Raw genomic sequence first — 21,957 nt, 5'->3', positions numbered from 1 at the left:
ATATGAAATCTTTTGTATAAATAAAAATTAATTAATAAATTTTTATTGAAAACTTTAGTTTCAATGAAAAATAAAAATATATTTATTTAATGAAGAGTGTCGTGTTTTTAAATGTTGTGTTGTTGATTAATTTATTTAGCTATAATGCACCATTGCCTATCTCTGGATATCCAAAGAAATAGGCAGTGCTTTCATTCTAAATTGATATAACCCCTATATTCGCGCTAGGCTGTCCTTAGCAATGACTTGGAACTCATTGAAATTCTTAACAGTGATAAGTCTACGGGTGGTTTTTTCTTTCACAAACGTGACAAACAGGTCGTAGATCGCCATGGCTTCTCCATAGTCAGCTTTACTGATTGCCAGCAGGAAAATCACATACGCGTTTTCTTTCGTCTCTCTATTCCATTCAATACCTTTGGGGGCGACAATGGTGACAACCACCGTTTTATTTGCCAGTAAACCTAAAGAGTGGGGTAATGCAATTCCTTCACCAAGCAAAGTAGAAACAATCGATTCACGTTCTTGTAATGAGGGATAGAAATCAGCAGTGACATAGCCATCTTGTTGTAATTTATGGCAAACGGTTTGGAATAAAGTTTCTTGGCTGATCTTGTCATTAATCACCATAAAGTAACGTTCATCAAAGAAGCGTTCAATAATATAAGGACGAGTTTGATCCATCATTGCCAATTTACCGACTTGTTCTAATTGATAAGGCGTCGGGAAAGGGGCTATTTTTATGACAGGCTTATTCTTTTCCGAAATACGCACTGTGGTGATCACAAAGTCTTCCTCGACCTCATCTAACGACTCATATTCTTGCAGTGTTAGTCCTCGGCTAAATTTGAGTTGTGGAAATTCACGCATGATCTTTGATTCAACAACTCGAAATGTTGAATTTCCAGCATCGGTGACGACAAGCACTTCTGTTTGACGAATTGACCCTGCACCATAATTCCTTTCTAGACTGACGCCGATATGCACCGCAAGGTAGCCAAGTTCATCTTCATTGATGGGGTAAGGTAGTAATTGCTTACTGGCACTGGTGAGTGCGCTGAGAGTGACATCATATGCAAAGGGATAATATTGTTTTATATCACTTAATAATGGATTAGGGGTAATAATGTGATATTGAAGCCGTGTCATTAATGCAGCGATGTGAGTATTGAGATCCTTTTTCAGCTTTTCATCACTGCGTAGGTCATAGTTATACAATTCGTTAATATAATTAAGAATATATTCAACCAATTCATTGTGATTAGCACTTTTTTGCTGAGCGGCATCTTGATGACTGATCCGCTGGGCGATGATTTGATCATGTAGGTAACTCAGCTCTGCACTGGATAAGTCGTTTCCAAGAAAATAGATCAATCCTTTAGAGACTTCTTCACAGGCTTTACGTAGCGTCTCTTCACTATCATGGTTTTTCACCGTAGATGTTAATTCATGACCACGAGTAATACGTAAGATCGTCACAGCACAGTTGAAAACCAAATATAAGTGCCCCTCATTACTTAAGCGAACATCGAAACGGTTCATGCTGTTATGAAGAACCTTATCGATATAGGTTAAATCGAGGTTATCTAAACACTCAGGCTGAAAAATGGATAAGTCCTGATTGATTTGCAATGAAAAACGTCGCCAAAGGGTTTCTGTCATACAGGCCCGAATAGCCCATTCGCTTCCGTTTAAACGGATTCCTTGATGGGGAATGCTTTCTAATAAGATCTGATATTTCTGCAAATGTTCTCTGACAATGCTCATGTCTTGTTGCAGGGTTCCACGGCTAATAAACCACTCTTCGGCAATATCATCCAATTTTACTGGCAAAGATAGCATTAATAGTTTTAGCAGTAAGGCATCGACACGCTCTTTACTTGTCCGAGGGATACTATTTTCGACTTGAGTTTGTTGGGTCAATTTAGCAAAAAGCCCTTCATCATCGATTTTTAAGCGATAGCCACGGCCTCGCTCATAGAGAATATGGGCACTGTAGTTTTGTATTAGCTCATTTATTTCATTGATATCAGAGCGTATCGTCCGTGTTGAAACAGAAAAACGCTTTGCGAGCTCATCTTGAGGGACAACCTCTTCGAGTATACTTGCAAAAATTTGATTAAGTCGCTGTTGAGTGAATAAAGCCACAAAAATACCTTCTAGACCTAAAATAATAAGCTTAATAACCAAAATACCCACTCTATTTTGGCTGACTATTGCTTGGACTCTATCATAAGGCTATCAACATGCGGAGTATGGAAGATCATAAATTTGAGAATATCTTCGCAAAAAAAGAGGATTTTTAGGAGGAAGGCATTTTTTGAGGGGCCAAAAAAGAAAGTTGGCCCTTCAAAGGTTATTCACCAATATCAATAAGTAAAGCGCGCATTGATTTTGCTGATGAGAGTGTTAACGTATTTTCGTCCTGAATGAAAACGCCATCATTGCAACTCATTTCTATTGTGTTACCACTACTACCTTGTAGGCGAGCTCCACCGTGAATAGATTGGAGATAAGCATTTTTTCCCCTCAACTGAATGTGTTGTGGATTATCTGACGTGACATTAAGCTGTGTAACCCAAATTTGTTGACGTAATTGAATACTGCCATTTACCCCATCGGGTGAGGCGACTAACATGTTACTTTCTGTTGGTAAACTGATCTTTTGAGTCGGATAATACTCTTGTTGCGGGCAAGCATTTAACCACAACTGTAGGCGTGTTAAGGGTTTATGTGAACACATATTGTGTTCGCTATAACTTAAATCAGGGCGTGGTGAGAAGCGGATACATTCACCTTCACTGACTTCAATTTTATTTCCTAAACTATCGCGATACTCTGCACTGCCTTGTAATACAAAATTAAGAATATCCACATGTGGGTAGGTTTTAGGCTGAAAAGCACTCTCAGGTGCGATAACTTCCTGATTAAGTACTCTTAATGTCTTAAATCCCATAAAATCAGGATCAAAGTAATGGCCGAAGGAAAACGCGTAACGCGCTTGTAACCAACCATAGTCAGCCTTACCACAGTGTTTTACTTGTCTTAATGTCATCATGGTGGCTAACCCTCCTTCAATCGACAAAAATATACAAAAATTTATATTGTTATAATAAATAGCTGGACGTTGAATTGTTAGCCAGTTAATCTGTTTACTTCATTCAAATTTACTGAAAGAGATATTCCATGAGTAAAGAGAGAGCATTAACACTTGAATCATTAAGGGTGATGGATGCAATCGACCGGCGTGGTAGTTTCGCTGCTGCTGCTGACGAATTGGGTCGAGTGCCCTCGGCGCTCAGCTATACGATGCAAAAATTAGAAGAAGAATTAGATGTTATTCTATTTGATCGTTCAGGGCATAGAACGAAATTCACTAACGTTGGCAGAATGCTGTTAGAGCGAGGCAGAGTATTACTTGAAGCCGCGGAAAAGCTAACCTCCGATGCTGAAGCGCTGGCTAAAGGCTGGGAAACTCACCTGACAATTGTATGTGAAGCATTAATACCTGCATACTACTTATTCCCCTTGGTTGATAAGTTAGCAGAAAAATCAGACACGCAACTTTCTATTTTAACGGAAGTACTCGCGGGAGCGTGGGAGCGGCTTGAGAGTGGTAAAGCTGATATTGTCATCGCTCCAGATATGCATTTTCGCTCATCGTCTGAAATTAACTCTAAATCCTTATACAGCATTAACCATGTATATGTGGCTAGTCCAGAGCACCCGATTCATCAAGAACCAGAACCGCTTTCGGATACAACTCGCATTAAATATAGGGGGATTGCTGTTGCTGATACAGCACGGGAGCGTCCTGTTATCACTGTGCAACTATTAGATAAACAGCAAAGATTAACGGTATCAACGATCGAAGATAAGCGTAATGCTTTATTGGCTGGATTAGGCGTGGCAACGATGCCATATCCTATGGTTGAACAGGATATACGTGAAGGACGTTTACGCGTTGTTAGTGCGGAATATAGCCATCAAACGAATATTATTATGGCATGGCGTCGAGATAGCATGGGAGAAGCAAAATCTTGGTGCTTACGAGAAATACCTAAATTATTTGTTAATAAATAACGAATAAAAAAGCACCTCTATACAAGATATATAGAGGTGCAAACCAAAGTCGGTTATCAAGTTAAGATAAGGCTAATGATGAAAAAGACGTTTATTACCACTTTTTATTGAGTAAGTGGTCGATGCTCAATTTACCAGGGCCTGTGACTGCTAGTAATAAATAGCCGCCAGCGATGGTCATATTTTTCATAAACATCAAGCTATTAGGCGCTACACTGAAATCAATATGGAAAAGCAGCGATGTTAATACACAAAAAATCGCAGTAAAAATAGCCACTGTTCTTGTCAGAAAACCAAACAGAACAGCGAGTCCACCCCCAAGCTCTAATAAAATCGTTAGAGGCAGTAAAAATCCTGGAACGCCCATCGCTTGCATATATTGTTGAGTACCTGCGTAAGCATCACCTAATTTGCCATACCCAGCGACGATAAACAGAATTGGCATCATAATTCGAGCGAGTAATAACACGCTACTTTCTAAATTTTTCATTAAGATTCTCCAGCTAACGAGGGTCAGCAAATATCAATAAAATGCGACTTTTATCGCGATATATTGTTTTTTTTAGCACTAAATGATTAGAAATCATTTGATGTGGCTATATTAGTTATTTGTAGATTCAATAAAAAGCAAAGGTTATTAACAAAGATGGGCAAAAAATTTGAATAAGAGACGAGTGAAGAAAAACCTGAAAGAGGTTACTTCAGGTTTAGAGAGGAAAAAGATTATTTTTTACTTATATTTACCGCATTCTGGATAGAGCGCACTAATCCCCATGTTGTTAGTGCTTTTTTTCCTAGAGAGAAGATCCGCTTAGGTTGCTTTAGGGTATAAATAGATATCAAACCAGCGGCAGCAATGAAAATAGGGCGAAAAGAGACAAAAATTTGCCACGACCGATCGTAAGGTTCAGTGACTTCCAGCCATTCCTTTGACGCCATAGATAGCTGATGACGCTGCTGTTCAATTTGCTTGATCAAGCGTTGTTTTTTTTCAGCCACTGATAGTCGCTTATTTTTGTTCATCTTCTGCGCTCGTTAGTGCCTTCGAATCTTCCTTCAACTGTTCTCGGGTTGCGCCTAATAAAGTCGATTGCCTTGCTTTTTTTAGCGTCCAAATGGCGCCAGTGATGGCGAGCAATATGAGAACTCCGGTCGTAATAGCAAGAGCTTGATAGCGATAAATCGGATCAACCGACCAAAAAATTAAGCCGATAAGGCACATTAAACCGAATGCAGTGAAGAGTAGGGTGATACCCGCCATTAAAATAAGTTGAATCAGTGTGGCTTTTTCTTCCTCTAATTCAACGGCAATTAACTGGATGCGAGTCTCAACCATTTGTACCGCAATGCCTGCGATACGTTGTAGTGTGTTAAGGACCCCTTTACCGGGGCCCTGACGCTCTTGTTGTTCCATACAAATTAACGCTTAGCGAGCAGTACGCCTAGAACGACACCAACGGCAGCACCAATGCCAATACCCGTCCATGGATTTTCACGGACATAGTTATCTGCTCGGCCTGCAATTTCTTTGGTCTGCTCTGTAATTTTTTCACTTGCTTGGTTTAGTTTAGCGCGTGAAGTATATAGAGCGTCCTGAGCTTTTTGTTTTAGGCTGTCTATTTCTTCTTTCGATTTGTTTCCAGTATCGTTAAGCATCGCTTCGAGAGAGTCAGCCAGTGATTTTAGTTCTGCGCGTAGATCTTCTGATGAATTGTTCGATGACATAATGGAACCTCCTATCAATAGAAAAAATATAAATTGTAGTTATTAACAATAGCTATTTTTACAGTAAGTGCAATGACTAATAGGCTAATTATTGATTAAATTAATGTAAAAGAGTGTGCGATTTTAAATAAGAAAAAATAATGTAAAAGTTATGTAAAATAAAAAGCAGAATTCATCAAAAATAGATTATTCAATAGTGAGTTATCGGGAAGGTAAGAGAAACATGAGAGGCTTATAGAGCCTCTCATCGGTTAGTTCGCTTTTTTTGTGGAAAGCTTTTTCTTAATCACCACTGCAATGCTGCCAATCAGGCCAATGATAAGGAGGCCTACAGGGATTAGCATCAACACGTTCATAATATGATGTTCATACTGAAGAAATATTGGGCTCTTCCCGAAACCAAAACCGATGGCTGTCAGGATTAATACCCAAAGTAGGCCACTTAACCAGTTAAAGACTTGAAAGCGACCATTTTGCAGTCCCGCGAGCCCAGCAATTGTTGGTAGCAGTGTTCTAACAAAAGCAAGAAAGCGGCCAATTAATAATGCAGCCAGACCGTGACGATGGAATAAACCATATGCACGTTGGTGATAATGCTCAGGGAGATGTGCTAGCCAACCCTTAACGAGTTTGGTGTTGCCAAGCCATCGACCTTGAATATAACCAACCCAACAGCCAAGGCTAGCTCCTGCTGTCAAAATGACAATCGTTAACGGGTAGCTTAGTGTTCCTTTTGCTATGAGAACACCAACGAGGATCAATAAACTGTCACCTGGTAGGAATGCGGCAGGAAGCACCCCATTCTCAAGAAAAAGAATCGCGAATAACATAAAATAAATAGCCCAGACCAACGCTGGGTTGGATAGGGTTACGTAGTCTTGATGCCAAAGGGCAAAAAATAGTTCTTTAACTAATTCCATTAATGTTTCCTAAACGGCAATAACAGCAACAATCTTATTGTTGGGTAGGGAAGACATGGATTATGCGAATACCTAAAAGAAAAGTCATATTTCCTCAGGCTGTTAGTTTAAAGCATGCCCACTTTAACAAAACAAAAAATAACTAAACAGCAAATTCTCGTTCTATTTTTAGAATTCATTTAAGTTTTTGAGTTAGTGGCCCTTCTTGGTGACTATCACTATAAGGGATAGATAACGTAAAAATAGCGTCTATTAGTGTATTTTTTGATGAAAATGGTAAAAAAAGCGCTTTGCTAGTGCAAGGGAATTTGAAAAATTATTCGTTAAATAGGCTTTGCTAATTATTGCTTTTTAGGACTAATTACCCTATCTTATGCATCATTGCAAAGGGGAGTAACTTCTTCTTGTCGGTTTATCGTCATTACGGTGCATAAAAAGCACCCGGTAACCGAGCACCACGATTTCCAATCTTGGGTTATTGTGTTGTAAGTGAGACCTTGCCAGAAGGCGAGGTATGCTCATTGTTGACAACCAAAAGATAATAACTCTAGGTTAAAGCATTTAAGCGGCTGATGTCTTCTGAAGATGTCAGCCGTTTTTTGTTATTAAGGAAATAATATGCACTCTGTTGGTAACCCTGTTTTATGGGGTAGTTTCGCCGTTATCATACTCATTATGTTACTTGTTGACCTGTTTTGGCAGGGTAAACATAAAGGCCAAGCGATGTCGATGAAACAAGCCGCTGCTTGGAGTACGGTTTGGGTCACTCTATCGTTAATTTTTGCTGGCGGCTTTTGGTGGTATTTAAATGATACGGTTAGCCCTGAATTCGCCAATAGCCAGACCATGGCTTTCTTAACGGGGTATCTGTTAGAAAAAGCGTTGGCCGTTGATAATGTTTTTGTATGGCTGATGTTATTTAGCTATTTTGCGATCCCTGCTAATTTGCAACGAAGAGTGTTGGTCTACGGCGTACTGGGTGCGATTGTTTTACGTACCATAATGATTTTCGCAGGGAGTTGGTTAGTTTCTCAATTTAGCTGGATTCTATATATTTTTGGCCTGTTTTTGTTGTTTACAGGGATTAAAATGGCTTTCGCTAAAGAGGATGATTCTCCGATTACGGATAAGCCATTAGTGAAATGGGTGCGCTCTCATTTACGTATGACGGATGAATTGCACGGCGAGAAATTTTTCATTAAACGCAATGGCTTACTTTTTGCGACCCCACTGATTTTAGTGCTGATCCTCGTGGAAATCAGTGACGTCATCTTTGCTGTTGATAGCATTCCTGCAATTTTTGCGGTGACAACAGACCCATTTATTGTATTGACCTCTAACCTATTTGCGATTTTAGGCTTACGTGCGATGTACTTTTTATTGGCAGGGGTAGCTGAGAAATTCAGTATGTTGAAGTATGGCTTAGCTGTCATTTTAACCTTTATCGGCATAAAAATGTTGCTAATGGATATTTATCACATTCCAACAGCAATTTCGTTAGGTACAGTCGCGGCTATTTTAATTATCACACTAGTGATTAATGCGATCGTAAATAAGAGAAACGAAGCGAAAAACTAACATTTCACTCCTAGTTAGATTCAAGCACTCGACTTAAAAAATCGAGTGCTTTTTTATTTAAGAGACTGAAAAATATCATACATTTTCAATGTTGAGATCCTACTATAAGAAACAAAATACAATTAGGATCACAGATATGTAAATATATTGTTAAATAAAATAAATTATTGTCTATATTTAAAATAATCGCCTTTTAATAAGGTATTTATTCCTTATACTGGCAAGGCAAACACATTTTATTCCTAATAATGATTAATAAAATATAGGTCTTCTATGGAAACGAACAAAACAGGGTTATGGCAAGTTATCACTAAGGGCAGCTTAGTTAAGCAAATACTCGTTGGTTTGATTGCGGGTATTTTATTGGCGTGGTTATGGCCTTCAGCCGCTAAAAATGTTGGGTTATTAGGTGATTTATTCGTTAGTGCGTTAAAAGCAGTTGCACCGATATTGGTTTGGGTATTGGTCATGGCATCGATCGCTAACCACCGTAAGGGGCAAAAAACTAATATTCGACCCATTTTAGTATTGTATATTCTAGGTACCTTCTTTGCGGCATTAGTGGCAGTGGTTGGCTCATTTATGTTCCCATCGAAGTTGGTATTGGTGATAGGTGATACACAACTGACGCCACCGGGGAATATAGGGGAAGTACTTAAAGGGTTATTAATCAATATATTTGCCAACCCCGTTGATGCACTGATTAAAGGTAATTATATCGGCATTCTTGCTTGGGCAATTGGTCTTGGTATTGCTTTACGTCATGCAAATGACACGACGAAAAGTATGATCCAAGATTTCTCAGAAAGCGTGACTCAGTTAGTGAGAGTGGTCATTCGCTTAGCGCCATTGGGGATTTTTGGCTTAGTATCTTCAACGATTGCAACCACTGGGTTTGCAACGTTAAAAGGTTACTTCCATGTCCTCGCGGTATTGATTGGCTGTATGTTAATCGTTGCATTAATTGTTAACCCATTAATAGTTTATTGGAAAATTAAACGCAATCCATATCCATTAGTGTTTGCATGCCTACGTGAAAGCGGTGTTACCGCCTTCTTTACCCGCAGTTCAGCGGCGAATATTCCTGTGAATATGGGGATGTGTCGTCGTATGAATTTACATGAAGACACTTATTCAGTTTCTATTCCGCTAGGAGCGACGATTAACATGGGCGGTGCAGCAGTGACAATCACTGTACTGACACTCGCTGCTGTGCATACCTTAGGCATCCCTGTTGATATTCCAACGGCTCTGTTGTTGAGCGTAGTAGCGGCAGTCTGTGCGTGTGGCGCTTCAGGTGTGGCTGGCGGTTCTTTATTACTTATTCCATTGGCTTGTAACATGTTTGGCATTTCAAACGAAATTGCGATGCAAGTGGTTGCGGTTGGTGTCATGATTGGTGTGCTGCAAGACTCGGCTGAAACAGCGCTGAACTCTTCAACGGATGTCTTGTTTACCGCTGCGGTTTGCCTAGCTGAAGATGAAAGGCTGGCTGATCCAATAGCGCAATTATCACAAGAAGACTAATACATTATTTAATCATAAAAACCCGCTTTAATAGCGGGTTTTTATTGTCTATTCATGATGACAAATAACGCTTGTTATATCTGGTAGGCGACCTTCATTCCTTGCTCTATCGCTCTTCTTGCATCAAGTTCTGCTGCAACATCGGCACCACCAATGACATAAGCCTGAATACCTTGCTCTGCAAGCGACTCTTTCAACGGATGATAGGGTTCTTGGCCAGCACAAAGAATCACGTTATCAACGGGAAGGCAATGTAATTTGTCTTGGTAGCGAATATGTAGCCCTTCATCATCAACTCGCATATATTCAACACCGTTAAACATCTGCACCCCGCGTTTCATTAATGATAAACGGTGCACCCAACCAGTTGTTTTTCCAAGACCAGCACCGACTTTACTATTTTTTCGTTGCAGTAAATAAAGTTGGCGAGATGATTGTACTGGGGTCGGCCGGCTATTAAAAATCCCTCCCGCAGAATGAATACGGGTGTCAATATTCCATTCTTGGTTGAATAGTGAGCTATTTAAGCTACTGCTTTCACCTTTTTGACTTAAAAATTCGGCAATATCAAAACCAATACCTCCGGCTCCAATAATGGCCGCCGACTGGCCAACAGAACGCTTACCAGTTAAAACATCAATATAAGATAATACTTTTTGATGCTCTCTTCCTTCTAGACTAATGGTTCGAGGGACCACACCTGTCGCGATAACCACGTTATCAAATCCAACGAGATCACTGGCTTTTGCTTGATGTTCAAGTTTGACATCAATATTCAATATTTCTAATTGACGACAAAAATAACGGATCGTTTCATGAAATTCTTCTTTACCTGGGATCTGCTTTGCCATGTTAAATTGGCCACCGATTTGATCAGCTTTTTCAAATAGTGTGACTGTATGGCCGCGTTTGGCTGTATAAATCGCACATGAAAGCCCCGCGGGACCTGCACCGACAACGGCAACCGATTTTATCTGCGTTGCTTTTTCATTTGGAAAATCTAGCTCTCTAACCGCTTGTGGATTAACGAGGCAAGTCGCAAGTTTGCCAATAAAAATTTGATCAAGGCAAGCTTGATTGCAACCAATACACGTGTTGATTTCATCGGCTCGATTCTCTTGGGCTTTACGAACAAACGCTTCATCGGCAAGAAATGGTCGAGCCATTGAAACCATGTCAGCTTGGCCTGATTCGAGGATCCGTTCAGCTACAAATGGATCATTTATTCTATTGGTTGTAATCAGTGGAATAGCGACTTTGCCCATTAGTTTTTCAGTTACCCAGCTAAAAGCATGCCGTGGAACTTGTGTGGCAATCGTTGGAACCCTTGCTTCATGCCAGCCGATACCAGTATTAATCATTGTTGCACCGGCCTGCTCAATGGCTTTTGCGAGATGCTCGATTTCTTCCCAATTGGAGCCATTCTCAACAAGGTCTAACATAGAAAGACGGTAAATAATAATGAAGTCGCTTCCTACCGCTTGGCGAGTTTGGCGCACAATCTCAAGCGGAAAGCGGATCCGATTATCGTAGCTACCACCCCATTCATCGGTCCTCTGATTGGTACGTTTTGCAATAAATTGATTAATTAGATAGCCCTCAGAACCCATAATTTCAACGCCATCATAACCAGCTTGTTGCGCCAGCTTAGCGGTGGTGACAAAATCACTTATTGTTTTCTGGATTTGCTCGGGCGTTAGTTCTTTCGGTGCAAAAGGAATGATTTCTGCTTGAATGGCGCTTGGTGCCACGATATCAGGGTGTAGGCCATAGCGGCCCGCATGTAAGATCTGTAGAGCGATTTTACCGTCAGCACGATGTACCGCTGAGGTTATTTCTTGGTGGAAAGGGAGCTGTTCAGTTTTATCGAGTACTGCGCCATGTTTAGTCAATGCCCCTTCTTGATTCGGTGCAATCCCACCAGTAATAATCAGACTTACGCCATTTTCTGCCCGTAGCCGATAAAAATGAGCTAAACGGCGGCTTCCTTCAGGATGTTCTTCAAGACCCGTATGCATGGATCCCATTAAAATACGATTTTTTAATACGGTGTGCCCCAAATCAAGAGGGGTGAAAAGATGTGGAAAATTGCTCATATTTATACTCCCCAGCGGGATTTGGTAACAGGTCAGATGAGTTAACTCTAGCTCAATGGGGCTATCAATAGAAAAATATGTTAAAAAAATGTGATATTTATCATATGATTTATGAGTAAATTGCTGACAAGTTGACTGAGCAACGGTTATTTTATTTTTTTGTCATACTTAAGGTGTAAAACAATTTTGTTATCAAGGTCGTTAGCCAATAAGTCGTTAGTTTTTCCGCCACGTACTGATAAAGAGGATTAATTATGAAAGAACTTCACCAAGCTATTGAACTTGAAGGCAAGTACGTGAGACTTGAGTTGCTAACCCATCAATATGACCAGCAGTTTAGGGAAATTATCCAGCGGGATAATCTGCATAAGCTGTGGTATACCTCAGTACCCGAACCAGAAAATGTCACTAAAGATGTGGATCGTCGTTTAAAGCTCTATCAGCAAAAAGAGATGCTGCCTTTTACCGTCATCGATAAAAGTTCTAATCAGCCAGTTGGGATGACTTCTTACAATAAAATTGATCAAGAGACTCGTCGTGTGGAAATTGGAGCGACATGGTATAGCAAAGAAGTGCAACGAACGGCTATTAATACAGAAGCGAAGTTTTTATTGCTGCAACATGCGTTTGATAGCTTATCTTGTGTCGCTGTTGAATTCAGAACGCATTTTTTGAATCAACAAAGCCGAAGAGCAATTGAAAGGCTTGGCGCAAAACTGGATGGGATTTTAAGAAGCCATGTTTATACCCGAACAGGGGAGCTACGTGATACCTGCGTTTACAGTATTATTATGTCTGAATGGCCATCAATCAAACGACATTTGCAGTGGCAGATGGAGAGACCGCGTTAGTATTAACTTTGGTGTTTGGCTAGCTATTAGATAGTCGTTTTGATCCTTATCTATATGTTCATATGGTCAATTTCAAAGAATTGGGAGCAGCCTCTAAATGCTATGATTTAATTGAGAATGATAGTTTTTGATAATGATATGTTGCTGAACAATAAGGCGGTTAATGGAGATGGACAGAAAATCACCATACAGTTTTTAAAGACTAGACCTGAGAGAAAACAGCACGTATAATCGCTCCCACTTCGGCCCCTTAGCTCAGTTGGTTAGAGCAGTCGACTCATAATCGATTGGTCGCTGGTTCAAGTCCAGCAGGGGCCACCAAATTTATCAAGGAGTTAGATGTTAATCATCTAACTCCTTTTTGTTTTTAGCTGATTTTGGGTCAGGTAATGGGTCAGGTAAGGTTTTGGGTCAGATAACTACAGATTTAGACTTCTAGCTTAATCTTATTCAAATAAGTAAATTTTCGATTTAATGATTGAGCTAAATGTAGTGATTAAAGGAGAGGTGAATAAAATAATACTCACCTATTACAATAGTTACATCAATACTTCACACATTCAAATATCCCCAATGTGGACCTTATAGTGATTGGCGATGATGACTGTAAAACCGAATACTAGCACTAAGCTAATGATGAAAAAAATTCGTTCAACACCTAAACGAATATGATTAATTGAATTCATTTTTACCTCTTTTTATTACAATTTTTTTGTGGTTAAAATTTAACCGCGGTTGTTTTTTTGTTTAATCAATAAAATAGCCAACATCAAAAAGGCATGTTGGCTAGGTAAGTTGAGGGTAATCTTTAAGGCTGAATGACAGAGATTAAAAACGGTAAGTCAAACCAAGCATGATATCGTTGGCCTTCACTTTGATTTTTGACGTATTTTCCCCATCACCTACCGCTGTCGTGATGTCGGCTTTTCCGGCATCTAAATAGCGATAACTCAGCCCCATATCCCAATCGTCATTGATGGCATAGTTCACCCCCGCACCGACACTCCAGGCAAAGTTATTGGCGGTATGCGTGTGAGTATCATGCAGAGAGAGTCCTGGGGTATAAGCATCAGCACGGGTGGTTTTAAAATCCACGGCCGCATAGCCTAGCCCGACAGAGATATACGGCGTGAAATTTGAGCTATTTTTAATGTCGTAGTACCCATTGACCATTAACGTATTGAGTTTGATTTGGTTTTTAATATCACGAGTTTGATGTACGCCATTACGCACACGGTCGCGGATGTTGTAGGTTGAATTCGCTTTATCACGCGCCATAAATTCCAATTCAGCGCGAACAGGGATATCAAACTGATTGGAAAAGTCATAACCTAACGCAAGTCCACCGCCAAATATGCCAGTACGATGGCTATCTCCATTTTTTGTACCATTATCACCGGCATCAGCATAGCCGCTGTAGACAAACTGCTGGCCAGACATTTGCACAATGGATGCGCCCATTTTACCTGTGACATAAAGCCCCGTTTTACTGTCATCCGTGTTAGCGAATGCTGGTAATGAAATGCACCCCATTAGGGCGGGAACAATAAACGCTTTTTTCATGATTGATTTCCTTTTAATCAATATCACATTAAGTATGGTTGAATCGCGTTATGTCAGTGGAAGGCATGAAAGATTTGACTCAATCACCTTAATATCACTGACATAAAGATAATTTAGCGTGAGACAGTTTAACTTAATCGATCTGTTTTACCTATCAATAATTAAAATACGATCGGTAATGTCGATCATAACTATCAATAAACGGTTATCGATCGGCGTAATCGATCAACTGTTGTTTCGGTGCTTAAATAAGAAAAAGAGTTGATGAGAGAGTGAGTCAAAATAGAAGGGAATAAAATGATGTTTAAAGAATGCTCTCCTTTCTTGAATAGGTTGGTATGCTCGATATTATCAAGTACCAAAATACGGGATAAGTCTTTATGTTAGCGCTAACGCTTTATAAGCAACGCCGTTTACTCATGTTATAGATATGAAAACCGAACTCCGTTAAGAGCCAATGGTTTAATGTATGCCAGTGGATTAAGCCTTTTTTCTCCAGCGAGTTGAGCGTCCTTTTGTTGCTGAGTGAGCCATAATTGAGTTTCACATTACTCAAGGTTTTTAGTTGCCGTTCTGATAATTTCATCGCGTTCACCGTAAGATCCAATTATTTAACGTATACTGTGGCTATAATTGTTCGCGTCCAGCAAAATGAGCATGCATTTGTTCTGTCAGTACCCACAACGCTTTATTGAGCTTAATATCCCCATCAATTCCATTCACTGAACGCGTGCGAGCGCGTTTACCTTTGGCATTCCTGCCTGATAATCCTCCCTTGATTAAATTTTCCTGCAAACGTTGGTACACTGTCCAAAGATCGTCTTTTTTATCTTCAAAGCGGCGAGGTTGTAACACTTGGGCTTCAGTGATCGGTTGATGTTCTTCGCCATAACGATACATGAGAGCGGCTTGGGCGAAGATCTGTTGTGCTGGTGGCGGTAATAGTAAGGACTGCATTTGCTCACGTTTTTCAGCGATAGCATCAAACGTATCTAACACTTCATAAGCCCCTTCAATGACTTTATTCACCACATCGCCCTTGTGCGGTACTCTCACTTCACCAAACGTGTCACCGCAAACGAGGCCATTACAGCAAATGGCTCTAAAGAAGCCGGGTAACATTTGATAGCTACTTGAGCCATCATGGCTATTGAGTAAGATGATTTCAGGCACTTGATTTCCTGTAATTTGATCATGGCGTCGAAGTCTTAACATATGCTTGGTGTGCTCTCGGCGACTAGCATCACGTACACGAGTCTGGCAAGCAAAGAACGGATAGAAGCCTTCTTTTTGAAGACTATCCAATAAGGTAATAGTTGGGATATAGGTATATCGTTCACTTCTGGATTCGTGTTTTTCTTCTGAAAATACGCTAGGTACTGTGCGGAATAATTCTTCAATGGTTAGCGGGCGGTCACGACGAATAGAGCAAGCATTGCCAAAACGGGAAGCTAAACGAGACATATGGGTTCTCCTCAATAATTAAACTGATAAATCATTCGATAAATGGATTAAATTAAAGATTGCTGGTGGGGGAAAGATAAAACCGTGACTGATAAATCAGTCTATAAGGCGAAAGATTTGAGCTTGCTCCGGATGCTGTATAGCGTAATCACGCAACAGATAAAAATATTCCACCAGCACAGGGCTTTCGGTTTTAAATGACCAGATGCTATACACCAGTAAACAGACAGCAATACCGGCTGCTTCAGGGCTTAACTCAGCTTCATTTCCGTTATGCGGGTTAAACATTTGCAGGGAGGTTTCGAGCATATCAGGCCAGATAAATGCGCCGCCATTAGACAGCATACTGAACTCCCAGAAAGCACCTTGATAGACCTCACACATCTTATCCATCAGATTAAAGATATCGCCTTCAATACGTTGCCAGTCTGGCACAGTACTAAAGTAAAAACGCCAGAAGGTACTACGACCACGGGAATTGACGAGGTTGGTTTTGATAACCGTTGATTCTTGCTCTTGTAAAGTAAACATAATAGAACTCCAATTCAGTCGATATTGATAGACAGTAATAAGCAAAAAAGCCCTACACCTTGCGGTGCAGAGCTTTCTCGAAATGATAGGTATATTGAGTATCATTTTTAGTGACTCATTCTGATGATTGATTCACTAAAATAATATAGATATAAAAATAAATGTAAGTTAATTAATGGGTTAGTCTGATGATGCTTTTATAATGAATCAGATAATACGAAGGCGTAAATAAGGACGTGGTTAATCGATTAGATGGAAAATGGCGGAACGTTCTGGGTGTTGTGCCGCATAATCACGCAATTGATAAAAGCGATCGACGAGGATGTCACTTTCCGTTTGAAATGACCATAAACTGTACATCATCAAACACACGGCAATGCCTGCGGCTTCACAACTGACGTTGGCTTCGTTACCGTTATGTGGGTTGAACAGCGTCAGTGTCTCTTGAGGTAAATCGGGATAAATAAAAGCGCCACCATTGGATAAGGTGCAATATTCCCAATATCCACCCTGATAGTTATCACAAAACTGCCCCATAGTGGTAAAGATGACCACTTCAAAGGTGCTCCAGCCTTTCACGCTTCCGAAGTGGTTGATCCAAAAATCCAGGCGTTGCTCATCGGGAACGAGTGTCATTGTAATTGCACATTCAGTTGAATTATTCATCAGTTGATACTCCAAGAAAAAGAAATAAAAAAATGCCAATCCTGTTAAGGACTGACGCTGAGAGTGATAATTAATGGGGTAATGTAAGAGGTTAAAAGAACATTCTCCACAGGGATTTAGCGACGGAGACGATACTGTTTTTAACGGTGCTAACCGTACTTCTTATCAATGGCGGCAAGGGAATGATATTGATTAAGGTATCCACAATATCACTGACACATTGCCCAAAATCGTTACGTGCGGTGTTCTCCACCGATTGCGTCCGGTAAGAGGTGTTCAGTTGCCTAGCTACTCCGCTACTGGCTTGCGCCGGTAACGCCTGTATGAGTTGCTCTGCTAATTCAGTGAGTTGATAGTTTTCGACCGCAGAAACTGTTATCACAGGATGATGCGGCTTAAAGGCGGTTATGACGGCTTGTTGCTTTAATTTTAAGTTATAGGCCTGCTCTGAGGATGGTTGATGCTTGTATTCATCCCACTGGCGACAAGGCTCTATTTTATCGGCTTGGTTCAAGACAAATAGAAATTGACTAGGTTGGTAACCGCATTTCTTCGTGAGAAAGCGATAGCACTGTTCATCAGAAGACCATGCTCGGTCATCGGCCTTGAGTACCCAAATGATTAAATCCAGTTCTGGTAATAAGTTGCGATAGAGCTGGTGGTACTCTTTATCCCGCTCAAGGTTTTCCCCCACACCGGGTAAATCTACAAAAGTGAGAGTATGGTTGTTCATCGTCATGCTGAAGCGTTGGGCTTGGCGTGTGCAGCCGGAGACATCACTCACAGGCGATAGTTGGGATTGGAACAGCGCATTTAGCAGACTGGATTTTCCAGCCCCTGTTTTACCCATTAGACCAATGGTGGGAGAATAGTTGATTAGGTGATTGAGTTGGTTGAAAAAAGAGGTTTGGAATGAAGTCGGTAGAGTCGATAGGAGGGTTTTAAAGTGAGCGTTGTGATGCATATTACTCCTTGAAATAAAAGAAAATGATAGTTATTCAAGGAGATAATATATATCTGAGATTTTTTATAATACTGAGTAGAGTTTCGAATTAAAGTTAGTACAACCAATGGCTGTAAGCCAACGGTGCTTTATTCAGCAAGTCTTTGCGTTCTTGCCAATCAGGAAGTAGCTTATCCATATAGGCTTTAAATCGTTCATTATGTTTACGTTCAAGTAGGTGAACTAACTCATGAACTAGGATGTATTCTAAACATTCTGGTGGTTTTTTGGCGAGTTCTAAGTTTAACCAAATACGTTTTGCTTGCGTATTGCAACTGCCCCATTTGGTTTTCATTTTTCTCACGCCCCAAGCGTCGACAGTGACACCTATTTTGCTTTCCCAAATAGGTAACAAGTCAGCTATTCGCTTTTTAAGTGCATCACGGTAGTATTCAGTGAGAACTAAAGCCTTTTGCTCAGCAGTTGCAGTATGGCTTACATACAAATGTAATCGCCCACGGCCTAATTTGGCTTCATGCTTTCCTACATGTGTTACAACATTGAGGCGATAGCGCCGACCCCACAAGTAATGGCATTCTCCACTGACCATTTCGCGTTCTGATTGGCGGGGTTGTTTTATAAAATTATTCTGCTGCTGTTTAATCCAAGGGATACGACGGATCACCGCCATACGAATAGCTGTTTCTGTCATAGATACAGGTGCAGATACACGTACACGACCATCTGGTGGTAACACGCTGATATGTAAATTTTTGATTGCTTTACGATTCAACTGTATTGCGATTGAACCAATTTCAATCATCGTCATCATTGATACTCTTTTTGAGCTTTAGCGAGTTCCATTACAGCCTGAATATCCAATTCATAATCAGCTGTTTCCTCTCGAATGGCATTGGCAATTTCCCGTTCTTTAAAACGATCTCCAACCCAGTCGGCCTTCTTCGTATAACGAATTGCACTATCAATTTTGGTGGCAAGCCATTCATCTTTGCCAAAGTTATCATAAAAAGCACGTTTGGGATTAGTATCCATTGATGCAGGGTAATTAGATGCTATTTGTTCAGGACGTACCACTTTAGCAGCGAGTTCGCGAATTTTTTCGAGGTAATCTTGATATTCAATGGCTTTTTGTCGACGAAGTTCGATCAGTTCATTCAGTAATACTGACATCTGTTCATAGTATTTAGGGTTAACCGGATTTTCATCGACAATAATTTTTCGAACGTTATTTTCGATGGTTTCGGCCATGGCTTCCTGATTCTTACGAATACTTTCAGGCAAAGCCTCTACGGCATCAGCACCTTTTTCGACAATGAGCTCAATTAGCCCTAGCTCTTCAAAATCCATCAGTACTTCGCTGTCATCCGCACGAATATACATATCTAACAAATGGCGCATGGCAGGCTCAAAGCGTTTCATTTCTACCAAATCGCCACTGGCCAGTTTTACTTCGTCACGGACTTTTTCAAAATGAGCAACTTCTGCTCTTATCAAGTCTACATCTTGCGCAGAATAGCCTGCATCAGGCATTTCATTGGCGATATTGGCGAACGCACGCAGCAGTTTGGCAACGTTCTGATAAAGCGTTAAACGCAGTGCTTCTTTCTCGGTGAGCTCGTCTTGGTTCAGACCTGACTTACCACAAAAATAATAAATGTAGTCTTCCGTATTGCGTGGCGCTTTTACCGGCTCACACAAGGCGCGCACCATTTCCAGCGCATTATCCAAATCGAGCTTAGCTTGCTCTAAACGATCTTTCAGCAGCCCTGCAACGTCTTCCTTGTCATAACCATCAAATGCGCCTTGAGTATAATCAGAAATCGCTTTATCCAACGAGCGGAACAGATCTTTGTAATCAATGATGTAACCGTATTCTTTATCATCGCCATCCAAGCGGTTCACGCGGCAAATGGCCTGAAACAGGTTGTGATCAGCCATCTGCTTGTCGATATACAAATAGGTAGCCGAAGGGGCGTCGAAGCCAGTCAGCAACTTATCGACCACGATCAATAAGCGCATTTGCCCTGGCTCATCAATAAATTGTTTTTTAACTTCTTTTTCAAACTCTTCAACACGGTTTGCGGCCTTATCTTCCGGTTGCTCGAAGTAATCCGCAAGCATCTTGCGGTAAATATCGTACTTAAAGAGCTTTTCCGTTAAGCCTTCACCGGTTTCTTCCCCTTTAATGCTCGCAGCAGTCGGCTGAAAACTGGTGACAATAGCCACCTTACCGGCTAAATCTGTTTGGCTGAACATTTCATAAGCTTTACAAGCTTGATAGACACTAGAGCAGACCAACATGGCATTGCCGTAGCCATCCATCAGGCGTGGCTTAGTGTCCATATCCAGCAAGATATCGTTCACAATTTGCTGCAAACGCGATTTACTGGACAGCACCTTTTGCATGGTGCCCCATTTCTGTTTCAACTGGGTTTTCGCTAATCGAGATAAGCCGCGAGTTTTGGCTTCAAACCATTCATCGATCTTTTTCTGCGACGTGACATTTTGGTCGATGTCTCGTGCTTCGTAGCGTAAATCGAGCACAACGCCATCGGCCACAGCTTCATCAAACTTATAGGTGTGAATGTAAGGGCCAAATACCTCAACCGATTTTTTCTTGTCTTTCTTCATCAAGGGGGTGCCGGTGAAGCCAACAAACATGGCTTCTGGCAGAATGGACTTCATCGCTTCGTGCAACTTGCCCGATTGAGTACGGTGGCATTCATCAACAAATACGAATAGGTCGCCTTTGGCTTTAAAGTCCGATGGTAGGGATTTCTTTAACTCTGCAATAAACTCATCCGTCGCGGTATCGTTTTCCGAATCAGACTGCCGACCAAATTTATGGACTAAAGAGCATACCAGCCAAGGGTTGGGCTGATTGAGCGTCGCCACCAAATCAGCACCGCTTTTGGTGCGATAAATATCCTCCTCGACACCGGTGAACACTTTTTCAATCTGTTCGTCCAGCTCAGTACGGTCAGTCACGATCAGCACACGAGCGTCTTTGACATTCTCACGTATCCATTTGGCCAGCCACACCATAGTGAGGCTTTTGCCAGAACCTTGCGTATGCCAAATAATGCCGCCTTCCCGCCTTGCGATATGGCGTTTTGCCGCTTCAATACCAAAGAATTGATTGTGGCGACAGGTCTTTTTTATACCAGCATCGAAAACAATAAAATCATGGATAATTTGCAGCAAGCGCGCTTTGTTACACACGCGACTCAGGTGAAAATCGAGTTTATGTTCGTATGGGTTGGTGCAATCTTCCTTCCACTCAAGGTAGTGCTTTTCTGGTGTCTCAATCGTGCCGTAACGCAAGCCTTGCGTATCGTTACCCGCCATCACCAGTTGCATGGTGGTAAAGAAGTTACGGATAAAATCTTTCTTCTGATTATCGAGGTTCTGGCGAATCCCTTCAGAGACAGACACCGAAGAGCGTTTCAGCTCAATCACGCCCAGAGCAATACCGTTAACATACAGCACTATGTCTGGGCGTTTTTTGTTCTCGCCCTTAATGGACACTTCTTCGGCAATGGCAAAATCGTTTGCTTCTGGGTTTTTCCAGTCAATCAGCCACACGGTTTCATTAAGATGGCCAGCACCTTCTTTTTCTTTCACGCCGTAACGCAGCAGGCGATAAACCTCTTTGTTGGCGTAATAGAGCTTTTTGCCTTCGCCCAGTGCCGCTGCCGTATCCAATTGGCGAATAGCACGATTGATCAACGCCTCGCTGACACCGCGTTTTTTTAGCCAATTAACGAGGATATCCACTTCAATATTTTTATTATTAGCGCGATCCTGCCAATCGCCTAAATAGCGATAGCCTAAGTCAGTTTGAAAAAACTGAACGATACGATTTTGGGTAGCGCGCTCACGCTGACCTACGTTACTCATCCTAACCTCTAATCAATTGAAGCTTGTTCCCCTTGCCAATCAAGCAACGATCAAGCAAATTTTATCCATTTAAATCAACGAATTACTAT

Annotated in this window: 20 protein-coding genes and 1 tRNA gene; 5 read left to right on the top strand and 16 right to left on the bottom strand. The window is 41.0% G+C overall.

Translation table 11 applies throughout. The annotated features are described in order from the left end of the window. Positions 1 to 213: 213 nt before the first annotated feature. Positions 214 to 2,148 carry a BglG family transcription antiterminator gene (locus P2E05_RS16680; RefSeq protein ID WP_282565865.1) on the bottom strand — a complete coding sequence of 645 codons (1,935 nt, stop codon included), beginning with the start codon at positions 2,146 to 2,148 and terminating at the stop codon, positions 214 to 216. A 208-nt stretch (positions 2,149 to 2,356) separates the two neighbouring features. Further along, on the bottom strand, positions 2,357 to 3,058 hold the full coding sequence (locus P2E05_RS16675) for a pirin family protein (RefSeq protein ID WP_154622009.1): 702 nt from the start codon (positions 3,056 to 3,058) through the stop codon (positions 2,357 to 2,359). 128 nt (positions 3,059 to 3,186) lie between these two features. On the opposite strand from P2E05_RS16675, the gene P2E05_RS16670 reads away from it, so the two are divergent. Beyond that, complete coding sequence (locus tag P2E05_RS16670) at positions 3,187 to 4,083, top strand: LysR family transcriptional regulator (RefSeq protein ID WP_154622010.1); 897 nt, start codon at positions 3,187 to 3,189, stop codon at positions 4,081 to 4,083. A gap of 94 nt (positions 4,084 to 4,177) precedes the next feature. Here the strand turns inward: P2E05_RS16670 and P2E05_RS16665 are convergent, their stop codons facing one another. The 5 genes from P2E05_RS16665 to P2E05_RS16645 form a co-directional block, all read right to left on the bottom strand. Continuing rightward, entirely contained in the window at positions 4,178 to 4,573 is a 396-nt protein-coding gene (locus P2E05_RS16665) for a DoxX family protein (RefSeq protein ID WP_154622011.1), read from the bottom strand. 233 nt (positions 4,574 to 4,806) lie between these two features. Further along, complete coding sequence (locus P2E05_RS16660; RefSeq protein WP_154622012.1) at positions 4,807 to 5,106, bottom strand: YqjK-like family protein; 300 nt, start codon at positions 5,104 to 5,106, stop codon at positions 4,807 to 4,809. After that, the gene (locus P2E05_RS16655; RefSeq protein WP_154622013.1) at positions 5,093 to 5,497 is read right to left on the bottom strand and encodes a phage holin family protein; all 405 of its coding nucleotides are present in this window, start codon (positions 5,495 to 5,497) and stop codon (positions 5,093 to 5,095) included. The genes P2E05_RS16660 and P2E05_RS16655 overlap by 14 nt, the downstream gene beginning before the upstream one ends. A 5-nt stretch (positions 5,498 to 5,502) precedes the next feature. Next, positions 5,503 to 5,808 carry a DUF883 family protein gene (locus P2E05_RS16650; protein ID WP_154622014.1) on the bottom strand — a complete coding sequence of 102 codons (306 nt, stop codon included), beginning with the start codon at positions 5,806 to 5,808 and terminating at the stop codon, positions 5,503 to 5,505. Between the two features lie 251 nt (positions 5,809 to 6,059). After that, complete coding sequence (locus P2E05_RS16645; protein WP_154622015.1) at positions 6,060 to 6,728, bottom strand: DedA family protein; 669 nt, start codon at positions 6,726 to 6,728, stop codon at positions 6,060 to 6,062. Positions 6,729 to 7,346: 618 nt separating this feature from the next. Here P2E05_RS16645 and P2E05_RS16640 point away from each other — a divergent pair. Beyond that, positions 7,347 to 8,306: a TerC family protein gene (locus tag P2E05_RS16640; RefSeq protein WP_154622016.1), complete on the top strand. Its 960-nt coding sequence runs from the start codon at positions 7,347 to 7,349 to the stop codon at positions 8,304 to 8,306. Positions 8,307 to 8,579: 273 nt separating this feature from the next. After that, entirely contained in the window at positions 8,580 to 9,833 is a 1,254-nt protein-coding gene (gene sstT / locus P2E05_RS16635; RefSeq protein WP_272657278.1) for a serine/threonine transporter SstT, read from the top strand. Positions 9,834 to 9,907: 74 nt separating this feature from the next. Here the strand turns inward: sstT and P2E05_RS16630 are convergent, their stop codons facing one another. After that, on the bottom strand, positions 9,908 to 11,929 hold the full coding sequence (locus P2E05_RS16630) for an NADPH-dependent 2,4-dienoyl-CoA reductase (protein WP_272657279.1): 2,022 nt from the start codon (positions 11,927 to 11,929) through the stop codon (positions 9,908 to 9,910). 254 nt (positions 11,930 to 12,183) lie between these two features. On the opposite strand from P2E05_RS16630, the gene P2E05_RS16625 reads away from it, so the two are divergent. Beyond that, positions 12,184 to 12,780, top strand: a complete 597-nt coding sequence (locus P2E05_RS16625) for a GNAT family N-acetyltransferase (protein ID WP_154622942.1) — start codon at positions 12,184 to 12,186, stop codon at positions 12,778 to 12,780. A 244-nt stretch (positions 12,781 to 13,024) separates the two neighbouring features. Continuing rightward, positions 13,025 to 13,101, top strand: a tRNA-Ile gene (locus P2E05_RS16620). Between the two features lie 239 nt (positions 13,102 to 13,340). Here P2E05_RS16620 and P2E05_RS21760 read toward each other — a convergent pair. From P2E05_RS21760 to P2E05_RS16580, 8 genes are all read right to left on the bottom strand, one after another. Then, entirely contained in the window at positions 13,341 to 13,466 is a 126-nt protein-coding gene (locus P2E05_RS21760; protein ID WP_255456454.1) for a hypothetical protein, read from the bottom strand. A 142-nt stretch (positions 13,467 to 13,608) separates the two neighbouring features. Then, positions 13,609 to 14,343 (bottom strand): outer membrane protein, encoded by a 735-nt coding sequence (locus tag P2E05_RS16610; RefSeq protein ID WP_276122919.1) that lies wholly within the window; start codon positions 14,341 to 14,343, stop codon positions 13,609 to 13,611. 627 nt (positions 14,344 to 14,970) lie between these two features. Further along, complete coding sequence (locus P2E05_RS16605; RefSeq protein WP_076914184.1) at positions 14,971 to 15,807, bottom strand: DUF932 domain-containing protein; 837 nt, start codon at positions 15,805 to 15,807, stop codon at positions 14,971 to 14,973. Between the two features lie 96 nt (positions 15,808 to 15,903). Further along, complete coding sequence (locus P2E05_RS16600; protein ID WP_164527732.1) at positions 15,904 to 16,338, bottom strand: antirestriction protein; 435 nt, start codon at positions 16,336 to 16,338, stop codon at positions 15,904 to 15,906. A gap of 240 nt (positions 16,339 to 16,578) precedes the next feature. After that, the gene (locus P2E05_RS16595; protein WP_276122918.1) at positions 16,579 to 17,004 is read right to left on the bottom strand and encodes an antirestriction protein; all 426 of its coding nucleotides are present in this window, start codon (positions 17,002 to 17,004) and stop codon (positions 16,579 to 16,581) included. 91 nt (positions 17,005 to 17,095) lie between these two features. Further along, entirely contained in the window at positions 17,096 to 17,968 is an 873-nt protein-coding gene (locus P2E05_RS16590; protein ID WP_166185660.1) for a GTPase family protein, read from the bottom strand. A 94-nt stretch (positions 17,969 to 18,062) separates the two neighbouring features. Then, positions 18,063 to 18,776 carry a M48 family metallopeptidase gene (locus P2E05_RS16585; RefSeq protein WP_154639983.1) on the bottom strand — a complete coding sequence of 238 codons (714 nt, stop codon included), beginning with the start codon at positions 18,774 to 18,776 and terminating at the stop codon, positions 18,063 to 18,065. Next, positions 18,776 to 21,868 (bottom strand): type I restriction endonuclease subunit R, encoded by a 3,093-nt coding sequence (locus P2E05_RS16580; protein ID WP_196565451.1) that lies wholly within the window; start codon positions 21,866 to 21,868, stop codon positions 18,776 to 18,778. Before P2E05_RS16580 ends, P2E05_RS16585 begins: the two co-directional genes overlap by 1 nt. Between the last annotated feature and the right edge of the window lie 89 nt (positions 21,869 to 21,957).

It is taken from the genome of Providencia stuartii (genome assembly GCF_029277985.1).
GTDB lineage: Bacteria > Pseudomonadota > Gammaproteobacteria > Enterobacterales > Enterobacteriaceae > Providencia > Providencia zhejiangensis.
The sequence above is the reverse complement of the archived record's forward strand: the minus strand, read 5'-3'. Positions and strand labels throughout refer to the sequence as shown.